Annotated in this window: 8 protein-coding genes (1 of these 8 cut by a window edge); 1 reads left to right on the top strand and 7 read right to left on the bottom strand. The window is 50.2% G+C overall.

Features of this window, described 5'->3' with window-relative positions:
- Window positions 1-2329 carry the 5' portion of a DNA gyrase subunit A gene (gene gyrA, locus MHH82_RS00040; protein ID WP_012818297.1) on the bottom strand. 176 nt of this gene lie to the left of the window's left edge, so only the first 2329 of its 2505 coding nucleotides appear in the window; its start codon is at window positions 2327-2329; its stop codon lies beyond the left edge, outside the window.
- Window positions 2330-2739: 410 nt separating this feature from the next.
- On the opposite strand from gyrA, the gene MHH82_RS00035 reads away from it, so the two are divergent.
- Window positions 2740-3552 (top strand): YheC/YheD family protein, encoded by an 813-nt coding sequence (locus tag MHH82_RS00035; RefSeq protein ID WP_012818296.1) that lies wholly within the window; start codon window positions 2740-2742, stop codon window positions 3550-3552.
- Window positions 3553-3683: 131 nt separating this feature from the next.
- Here the strand turns inward: MHH82_RS00035 and gyrB are convergent, their stop codons facing one another.
- The 6 genes from gyrB to dnaA all read right to left on the bottom strand — a co-directional run bounded on the left by gyrB (window position 3684) and on the right by dnaA (window position 10000).
- Entirely contained in the window at window positions 3684-5594 is a 1911-nt protein-coding gene (gene gyrB / locus MHH82_RS00030) for a DNA topoisomerase (ATP-hydrolyzing) subunit B (protein WP_340962436.1), read from the bottom strand.
- A 26-nt stretch (window positions 5595-5620) separates the two neighbouring features.
- Window positions 5621-5872 carry an extracellular matrix regulator RemB gene (remB, locus tag MHH82_RS00025; RefSeq protein ID WP_012818294.1) on the bottom strand — a complete coding sequence of 84 codons (252 nt, stop codon included), beginning with the start codon at window positions 5870-5872 and terminating at the stop codon, window positions 5621-5623.
- Window positions 5873-5885: 13 nt separating this feature from the next.
- Window positions 5886-6998 carry a DNA replication/repair protein RecF gene (gene recF / locus MHH82_RS00020; protein ID WP_012818293.1) on the bottom strand — a complete coding sequence of 371 codons (1113 nt, stop codon included), beginning with the start codon at window positions 6996-6998 and terminating at the stop codon, window positions 5886-5888.
- A 56-nt stretch (window positions 6999-7054) separates the two neighbouring features.
- Window positions 7055-7270: a S4 domain-containing protein YaaA gene (gene yaaA, locus MHH82_RS00015; protein WP_009591516.1), complete on the bottom strand. Its 216-nt coding sequence runs from the start codon at window positions 7268-7270 to the stop codon at window positions 7055-7057.
- A gap of 38 nt (window positions 7271-7308) precedes the next feature.
- The gene (dnaN, locus tag MHH82_RS00010) at window positions 7309-8451 is read right to left on the bottom strand and encodes a DNA polymerase III subunit beta (protein ID WP_012818292.1); all 1143 of its coding nucleotides are present in this window, start codon (window positions 8449-8451) and stop codon (window positions 7309-7311) included.
- A 202-nt stretch (window positions 8452-8653) separates the two neighbouring features.
- The gene (dnaA, locus tag MHH82_RS00005; protein WP_009591521.1) at window positions 8654-10000 is read right to left on the bottom strand and encodes a chromosomal replication initiator protein DnaA; all 1347 of its coding nucleotides are present in this window, start codon (window positions 9998-10000) and stop codon (window positions 8654-8656) included.

Raw genomic sequence — 10000 nt, 5'->3', positions numbered from 1 at the left:
TGCCCTCCATGCTCGTACGGATGATGGTGCCGCTTGCCGTAATGATCATGAGGTCTTCTTCCGATTTCACGACCTTCAGTGCCACAACCGGTCCATTCTTCTCCGTAATATTGATGGTCTTGATCCCTTTACCGCCACGGGTCTGGCTGCGGTAGTCGCTTGCAGGCGTCCGCTTGCCGTAACCTTTGGTCGTTACAATGAGGATATCAAGCTCCTGGTCTACTACGTCCATGCCAATGACTTCATCATTGTCGTCCAGCGTGATCCCTTTCACCCCGGTCGCGCTTCTTCCCATCGAGCGAACATCGCTCTCCTTGAAGCGGATGGACATTCCTTGCGCCGTTCCCATAATGATTTCTTGCTGACCGTCCGTCAGCTTCACCTCGATTAGGGAATCGTCCTCGCGCAGATTAATCGCAATCAGACCGCCCTTGCGGATATTCACATAATCCTCAAGCGGGGTTTTCTTAACGACACCCTGGCGTGTTGCAAAGAACAGGTAATTATCGCTGTCAAAGTTCTCCACTGGAATCACGGCATTGATCGATTCGCCCTGTTCAATTTGAATCAGGTTGATGATCGGCGTTCCGCGGGCGGTACGGCTCAGCTCTGGAATTTCATAGGCTTTTAACCGGTACGCCTTCCCTTTGTCCGTAAAGAACATCAGGTAATGGTGGGAATTCGTGACGAAGAGATGCTCGACAAAGTCCTCGCTCTTCGTATCCATCCCCACAACGCCGCGTCCGCCCCGCTTCTGGCTGCGATAGGTGTTCGCAGGCAGACGCTTGATGTAACCCGTATGCGTAATGGTGATGATCACTTCTTCGCGCGGAATCAGATCCTCGTCCAGGATGCTGTCTTCCCCGACCGTAATTTCGGTACGGCGTTCATCCGCGAAGCGTTCCTTAATCTCTTGCAGCTCATCATTGATGATCTGAAGCACGAGATGCTCATTAGCCAAGATTTCACGGAGTTCCGCGATTCTGGCAAGCAATTCCTGATATTCGTTCTCGATCTTCTCCCGTTCGAGTCCGGTCAGGCGCTGGAGACGCATATCCAGAATGGCCTGTGCCTGCTCATGACTGAGACCGAAACGCTCCATCAAGCCCTCGCGGGCAGCCTCTGTGGTTTGGGAAGCGCGAATGAGGGCAATGACCTCATCGAGATGATCCAGTGCAACACGCAAACCTTCGAGAATATGAGCGCGGGCCTCCGCCTTCTTAAGTTCGAACTCCGTCCGGCGGCGGATAACAGTGACCTGATGCTCCAAATAATGGAACAGCACGTCGCGCAGGTTCAAGATCTTCGGTTCGTTGTTCACGATGGCCAGCATATTAATGCCGAAATTCGACTGCATGGCCGTATGCTTGTACAGGTTATTCAAAACGACATTCGGGTTGACGTCCCGGCGCAGCTCAATAACAATCCGCATGCCGTTACGGTCCGATTCATCGCGCAAATCCGTAATGCCGTCAATTCGTTTTTCGCGAACCAATTCCGCAATTTTCTCAACCAGACGGGCCTTGTTCACTTGATATGGAATCTCATGAACCACAATGCGCGCCTTGTTATTATTCTCTTCGATCGTCGCCTTCGCCCGCATCGTAACGGAACCGCGGCCCGTACGATAAGCCTGGCGAATGCCTTCGCGTCCCAGAATATAACCCGCTGTCGGGAAATCCGGTCCTTGGATGTATTCCATCAGTTCCATCGGCGTGATGTCAGGGTTACGAATCATCGCCTGTACACCATCGATGACTTCACCAAGATTGTGAGGCGGAATATTGGTAGCCATCCCTACCGCGATCCCCGACACGCCGTTTACCAGCAGGTTAGGATAACGCGCAGGAAGAACCACCGGCTCCTGCTCCTCGCCGTCATAGTTCGGAGCAAAGTCTATTGTCTCTTTATTAATATCACGCAGCATTTCCATGGCAATCTTCGATAAACGAGCCTCGGTATACCGCATAGCCGCTGCCATATCGCCGTCGATGGAACCGAAGTTCCCGTGCCCATCAACAAGCATGTAACGCATGGAGAAGTCCTGCGCCATCCGGACCATGGATTCATAAACCGCGGAATCACCATGAGGATGGTACTTACCAATAACTTCGCCTACGATTCTTGCCGATTTCTTATGCGGTTTATCCGGAGCCATTCCAAGTTCGGACATCGCATACAGAATACGACGGTGTACTGGCTTCATTCCGTCCCGTACATCCGGCAAAGCCCGGCTGACAATGATGCTCATCGCGTAATCCATAAAGGACTCGCGCATCTCGGTACCAATGTCCCGATCTTTGATTTGGGAGAAATTTTCTTCCGCCATGCTGGACCTCCTTCATTTTCCTATCAACCATGCCTTGATCTATGTGAAAAAAGCAGAATAGTGATCAGAAACCTAGAAACGCACTAACCTTTATTATATTACTTTCACAAACATCGCACAATTAAACACGGGATGGATCAAGTGAAAGCATGATTTTTGCCCGGAAACCGGGATATACGCCCTGTCCTCCGTGCCCCTTTTCACATACAATGCATTGCAAAGGACTTTTCGAATCATCACATCTTTATATTATACCACTGTTTGTCATACTTGTCCTATGTTTTCCGGGCATCCCCTCTCTTGTCAGAGGCAGCCACACTCTTTTAAATCAACCGATAGCACGAGTTTGTATTACGAGACAGGCAAAATCCTGTCACTCCAATCATACAGCTAAGAAAGGATGAAGATGTTTGACTATCCAACGCGTTGCAAGCAAGTGGGCGAAAACGAAAATACTGTTGAAAAACAAAGGCCTCGCCTCTTATGTTCCCGCTACCCGCCTATATTCATTGGAGACGCTTGAAGACATGCTGAATACGCATACGCTTGTGTATATCAAGCCTGACCGAGGGACCTACGGCATCGGCGTGATGTCGGTCGAACAGCTCCATTCCCAAACCGCGGATACTGATGAAACAACGGATGCTTCCTACATGCTTCGCTACGACCATAAAACCGAAGTATTTACCTCTCTGGAGAGTCTCCATAAAACATTAAGCGACTTGTTTCAAGGCAAGGACTATCTGGTTCAGCAAGGCATCCACCTGCTCCGTCATAAGGACCGTCCCTTTGATCTTCGTGTACTTACCCAAAAGAGTCCCTCCGGTCAGTGGGTGAGCACAGGAATAATCGGCCGGGTCGCGGCCAAAAATAAAATCATTACCAACCATCACAGCGGCGGCGTGGTTCATCACTACAAACCGCTAATGCTCGAGCATATGACGGCTGAAGAAGCAGGGAATATCCGCAGAGAACTGAATACGCTTGGAGTGAACGTCGCTTCGCAGCTGCAAAAAACGTATCCGAACCTGAAAGAAATCGGCCTGGATGTTGCGATTGACGATCGCTGGAACATTTGGATCCTGGAGGTTAATACCAAACCTGCACTGTTCCCGTTTAAGAAATTCTTCAAGGATCCCAGCATCTACAAACAGGTAGAAAAATACGCCAATGCTTACGGACGCAACTTATCCAGCAAGAAGAAAACCAAAAAAACCGGTTAGCAAGTCTCTCTGAATCGGTTGGGTCCTGTTATGCAACGACTCACGGCCTGTGCCCGTTATTAACGAAAAAAGGGGTGTTCCCCTGAGGTCTTCAAAGACCTTGGGGATACCCCTCTTTAGCTTGCAGTACTTTATACGTCCAAATTCCGGACCGACTTCGCATGCTCCTGAATGAAATCCCGGCGCGGCTCCACGTTATCGCCCATCAGGGTATCGAACAACGTATCGGCCAAGATCGCATCCTCGATCGTCACCTGGAGCATCGTACGGCTCTCGGGATCCATCGTCGTCTCCCACAGCTGACCGGCGTTCATCTCGCCGAGACCTTTGTAACGCTGTACGTTGATTTTGACGTTCTCGCCGAATTCCTTGATGATCTCGTCGCGTTCTCTCTCACTGCCGGCATACCGGATCACCTTGTTGCGCTCGATCTTGAAGAGCGGCGGTTGGGCGATGTAGATATAACCCGCTTCCACCAGCTTACGCATGTAACGGTAGAAGAACGTCAGCAGCAAGGTACGAATATGCGCACCGTCGACGTCGGCATCGGTCATGATAATGATTTTGTGGTAACGGGCTTTGGCGAGATCGAAATCCTCCGCAATCCCCGTGCCCAGAGCCGTAATGATGGCTCGGATCTCCGCATTGGACAGGATGCGGTCAAGCCGTGCCTTTTCCACGTTGAGAATTTTACCACGCAGCGGCAAAATCGCCTGGAAATGCCGATCGCGCCCCTGCTTGGCGGAACCGCCGGCAGAGTCGCCTTCGACGATGTACAGCTCACTGATGGAAGCGTCCTTGGAGGAGCAGTCCGCCAGCTTACCCGGCAATGCGCTGACTTCAAGGGCGCTCTTCCGGCGCGTCATCTCGCGGGCTTTACGAGCCGCTTCGCGGGCACGCGATGCTTGGAGCGCCTTCTCCAGGATCCGGCGGGAAACCGCCGGGTTCTCCTGCAGGAACTCCTGCAGCTTCTCCGCGAACAAGGATTCCACGATCCCGCGCACTTCGCTGTTGCCGAGCTTGGTCTTCGTTTGTCCTTCGAATTGCGGCTCCGGCACTTTGACCGAAATGATCGCCGTCAATCCTTCGCGCACGTCGTCACCCGACAGGTTGCTGGTGTTATCTTTGATTAATCCCGTTTTGCGGGCATAGTCATTGATGATCCGGGTGAGCGCGCTCTTAAAGCCGGATTCATGCGTTCCGCCTTCGTGCGTGTTGATATTATTGGCAAAAGAATAAATATTCTCGGTATAGCTGTCGTTATACTGAAGCGACACTTCCACCTGGATGTTATCGCGTGAACCCTCTACATAGATCGGGTCTTCGTGCAGGGCTTCCTTCTTCTCATTCAGGAACTTGACGTATTCGATGATACCGCCTTCGTACTTGAAGTAGTCGGAGGCACCCGTACGTTCGTCCGTCAGCGTAAGCGCGATGCCCTTGTTCAGGAACGCCAACTCGCGGATCCGTGTAAGCAGGGTGGTATAATCATAGACCGTCGTTTCCGTGAAAATCTCCGGATCCGGCAGGAAGGTTACCGTAGTCCCGTGATCGTCGGAATCCCCGATGACTTTGATGTCATATTGAGGTACGCCGCGATGATATTCCTGCTGGTAGATGTGCCCGTCACGTTTGACCTGAACCACGACTTTCGAAGACAGTGCATTCACGACCGAAACGCCGACACCATGCAGACCGCCGGATACTTTATACCCGCCGCCGCCAAATTTACCGCCGGCATGAAGGACGGTCATAACCACTTCCAGCGTAGACTTCTTCAGCTTGGCGTTCTCGCCGACCGGAATGCCGCGACCGTTATCGATAACGGTTATGCTGTTATCCTCATGGACAATGATTTCGATATGGTCGCATATTCCCGCCATCGCTTCGTCAATACTATTGTCCACAACTTCCCATACCAAATGATGCAAACCCTTGGCACTGGTAGATCCGATATACATACCCGGCCGTTTACGAACGGCTTCCAATCCTTCCAGTACCTGAATCTGATTCTCATCATATGTCGGTTGATTCATAGACATGCCTTCACCTACTTCTACAGATTCTGTTATGCCTGAGCTATAAAATGATTCGCTCGTTTCTTAAGTGTTGCAGAGGAAATCGGAGAGTAATAGACGATCGATTTCGTCACCACGATGGATTTCGGATCCTCTTCGCCAATCAACTCCACGACTTTATGCTGCTGGGCATGCGTGACGAACTGCTTGGAGATTTTCGAGGATTTCTCTATCGAGATATCGAATATCCCAACCAGCTCTGACGAACGGATGATCTTCTCTCCGCCCAAATGAATATACATATGGAATCACTCCTTAAGAGCCCACCTGTCCGTCATGGACATGAAAAATGCTGGCACCCTTCAATTTGTCGGTATTCAAACTCTCAATGCCCGTCGCCGTGATGAATGTCTGCACTTTGCTCTGGAATGTCTCGATCAATTGTGTCTGCCGGTACGGATCCAATTCAGAAAGCACATCATCCAGAAGCAGCACCGGATATTCACCGATCTCTTCCTGTATCAGCTCGATTTCAGCCAGTTTCAAAGATAGCGCCGTCGTCCGCTGCTGACCTTGAGATCCATACGTTTGGACTTCTTTGCCATTAATATAAAAAGCCAGATCATCTCGATGAGGACCTGCCAATGTCATACCGCGCCGTATTTCTTGCTCTTTCATTTGTGATAATTTTATCATAAATGTCTCAAATAAGACAGCTTCATCTTCTTCCTCCGCGTCGGCAAAGGATGGAAGGTAGTGCAAAGAGAGGTCTTCCAGGCCGTTGGTGATCCCCTGATGGATGCTTTCCGCCCACTTTTGCAGCTTTTTTATAAATTGTTTCCTCTTCTTGACGATTTTAACACCATGTTCTGCCAATTGGCTGTTCCAAATTTCAAGCATCGCCTGCTCGGTGCTGCCCTTCCCCCACAATTGCTTCAGCAGATTGTTGCGCTGCACGAGCACCTTCTGGTATTGCTGCAGATGAAACAGGTAGCTTGGGGCCACCTGCCCGATTTCCATGTCAAGAAACCGGCGGCGGACCCCCGGCGTGCCTTTGACAATCTCCAGATCCTCGGGCGCAAACATCACGACATTGAGCGAGCCGATGAAATCGCTAAGCTTCCGCTGCTCAAGCCCGTTGATTTTTGCCTTCTTCCCCTGCTGAGACAAGCTCAGCTCTAGCCTCAAAGTGCCGTACTTGCGGTCAATCTCGGCAGATATATGGGCACTGGACTGCTCGAACCCGATCAATTCGCGATCCTTGGAGGTACGGTGGCTCTTCGTTAAAGCAAGCACGAAGAGCGCCTCCATCAAATTCGTCTTTCCTTGGGCATTGCGTCCGATGATCAAATTGACATCGCCAAATGCCTCAAGCTGCAGCTTCTCGTAATTTCGGTAATGCTGCAGGCTGACATTTTTGACAAACAAGCTTATCCTCTCCCTCGTCTTCCGCGCTTAGCGCCAAAGCGGCTGCGGGAGGCTGTCTATTGTGCTGCCACCTGAAACGTCCCGCAATCCTCTACCTTGACGATGTCGCCGGGAACCAGTTTGCGTCCGCGCCGCTCTTCCTTCTCGTCGTTGACCAGAACTGCCCCTTCCGCAAGCAGCGCCTTCGCCATCCCACCTGTGGATACGCAATCGGATAGCTTCAAGAACTGATCCAGCTTGATATATTCACTGTGGATAAAAATTTGTTTCATGACTTCGTCCTTTCATCCCTATCAACATGGGGATAACTTTAATTGGCCGTACGGTACGGCAGAATAATATATTGGCTCTTGCTGTCGTCGAGCGGCTTCAGGATGATCGGGCTCATGACGCCCATGAAAGCGATCATCAGCTGTTCGCTTTCAACCACCTTGAGCACGTCCAGCATGTATTTCGAGTTGAACGAGATTCGCAGCGGCTCCCCTTTGAAATCGATCAGGTCCAATTCCTCACGCACTTTACCAAGCTCGGAAGAGCTGGAAGAGATCTCGATGCCGCCATGTTCCATCGTTTGCAGGAGAACAATGTTCGTTTTCTCCTCTTTGGAGAGCAGGTAGGCACGATCGATCGACTCGCTTAATTTTTTTGTGTCCAAAACCAGTTCTGTTTTATGCGAGGTTGGAATAATTCTAGAAGTATCGGGATAAATGCCGTCCAATATACGGGAATAGAACAGAACACGGTCAATTTTAAATAATACCTGATTATCCGCGACAACGATATCAACCAGCGTATTTTGGTCCGGAATGATTTTGCTCAGCTCATTTAGCGTTTTGCCCGCAATCACGACATTGTTGAACGAAATGCCGTCAGCTCCCTCAAGATGGGCGGAGCGGGTAGCCAGTCTGTGACGGTCCGTGGCCGTAAATTTCAGCTCATTGTCGTTCAGACTCCATAATACACCCGTCAAAATAGGGGTGGTTTCATGGGTGGAAATGGAGAATACCGTTTGTTTGATCATGTTTTTCAACAGATCACCTGGCAAAGAAACGGTTTGGCTGCCCTCGATGTTAGGCAATACCGGGAATTCCTCCGGATCCAAGCCGACCATCTGGATTTCCGTGGCTCCCGAAGAAATAAAGGTCTGGAAGTTTTCTTTGACCTCCATCTGAATTTCCTGGGAAGGCAGTTTCTTGATGATTTCAACGAAGAACTTGGCAGGCAGCACAACGCTGCCAGGCTGCTCTACCTGAACGATGGTATGCTTCTCATCCTCCGCAGGAATAAACGATTGAATGGAAATATCCGTATCGCTGGCTGTTAGCGTGACGCCCGAATACGTGACATCCAGTTTAATGCCGCTGAGGATCGGAATCGTGGTTCGGCTGGAGATCGCCTTCGATACGTGTTGAATGGATTCGTTTAATACATTTTTTAATATGCTGATTTTCATCAAGTTCACTCCTTACGGAAAAATGAGAGGGGGTTTTTCTCTTGGCGGAAGCCAAGGGGATTCCCCTCTTTATGGTTAATTTATTTATTAATTATTATTAGTAATAGTAATAGGGACACTGAATATGTGGATAAGCCTCGTAAAAGGCATAAAATTAAGCCTATCCACATGTGTATAGATTGTGCATAGGCTTTGAACTTGTTCAGGTTGGATTTTTGATTTTCTCCGTAATGTTATTGACCACTTTGAAAAGCTCTTGGTCCGTTTTCAGAGATTGGGTAATCTTCTCATGGGCATGAATGACAGTGGTATGATCCCGGCCTCCGAATGCCTCTCCGATCTTGGGAAGGGAATAGTCGGTTAATTCGCGGGACAAGTACATGGCAATTTGCCGCGGAAACGCGACGGCTTTGGTCCGTTTGCGGGCTTTAAAGTCTTCCAGTCTCAGGTTGTAATACTCGCCGACCTTCTGCTGGATGTCCTGAATCGTAATCATTCTCGGCCGGCTGGACGGGATGATATCCTTCAAGGCTTCGGCTGCCAGATGCGTTGTAACGTCCTGATTGGTCAGGGAGGAATAAGCGACGACACGGATAAGGGCACCTTCAAGCTCACGAATGTTCGTATCGATCTGATTGGCGATATACATCATGGCTTCGTTCGGAATATCCAGATTCTCGGCCTTGGCCTTCTTGCGAAGGATGGCGATCCGCGTCTCCAGATCCGGCGGTTGAATGTCGGTGATCAATCCCCATTCGAAACGGGAACGGAGCCGTTCTTCCAGCGTCGGGATCTCCTTGGGGGGACGGTCACTGGATATGATAATCTGCTTCCGCTCTTCATGCAGGGCGTTAAACGTATGGAAAAATTCCTCCTGCGTCGATTCTTTCCCGGCCAAGAACTGGATATCGTCAATGAGCAGAATATCAACGTTGCGGTACTTGTTGCGGAAGCTTTCTGCGCGGTTGTCCCGAATGGAGTTGATGAACTCGTTGGTGAATTTCTCGGAGGAAATGTACACGACTTTGCTGCTGGGATTGTGCTCCAAAATGTAGTGGCCGATGGCATGCATCAAGTGCGTTTTTCCAAGGCCTACTCCACCATATAGGAATAACGGGTTATACGCCTTAGCCGGAGCTTCGGCAACGGCGAGCGAGGCAGCATGTGCGAACCGGTTGCCCGAGCCGATGACAAACGTGTCAAACGTATACTTCGGGTTCAGCATATGGGACTGAATTTCTTCACCGGATATTTCAAGCGGCGGCGAGGGCTGCTGCGGAGCAGGTTCGTGTGCCTTCGTCTCTTCGATCACGAAGCGAACGTCGACCTGCTTGCCCACCACCTCCAGCACGGTTGCACTAACCAGCTTGGTGTATCGGCTCTCCAGCCATTCCACAGCAAACGTTGTCGGCGCGGAAATGACGACGGAGTGATCATTAATGGTCAATGCCTTGGTAGCTTTAAACCAAGTGTCAAAACTCGGTTTGCTCAGCTTGGTTTGTATGATCGATAATATTTCTTGCCATAATTCGGAAGTATGGCTTTCCAA

The sequence above is a fragment of the Bacillus sp. FSL K6-6540 genome, assembly GCF_038007545.1.
The sequence above is the reverse complement of the archived record's forward strand: the minus strand, read 5'-3'. Positions and strand labels throughout refer to the sequence as shown.

What these genes read in the sequence shown, in the direction of transcription:
- gyrB (WP_340962436.1), bottom strand. Translation starts at nt 5,594, where the DNA reads ATGTCTATGAATCAACCGACATATGATGAGAATCAGATTCAGGTACTG.
- remB (WP_012818294.1), bottom strand. Translation starts at nt 5,872, where the DNA reads ATGTATATTCATTTGGGCGGAGAGAAGATCATCCGTTCGTCAGAGCTG.
- yaaA (WP_009591516.1), bottom strand. Translation starts at nt 7,270, where the DNA reads ATGAAACAAATTTTTATCCACAGTGAATATATCAAGCTGGATCAGTTC.
- dnaN (WP_012818292.1), bottom strand. Translation starts at nt 8,451, where the DNA reads ATGAAAATCAGCATATTAAAAAATGTATTAAACGAATCCATTCAACAC.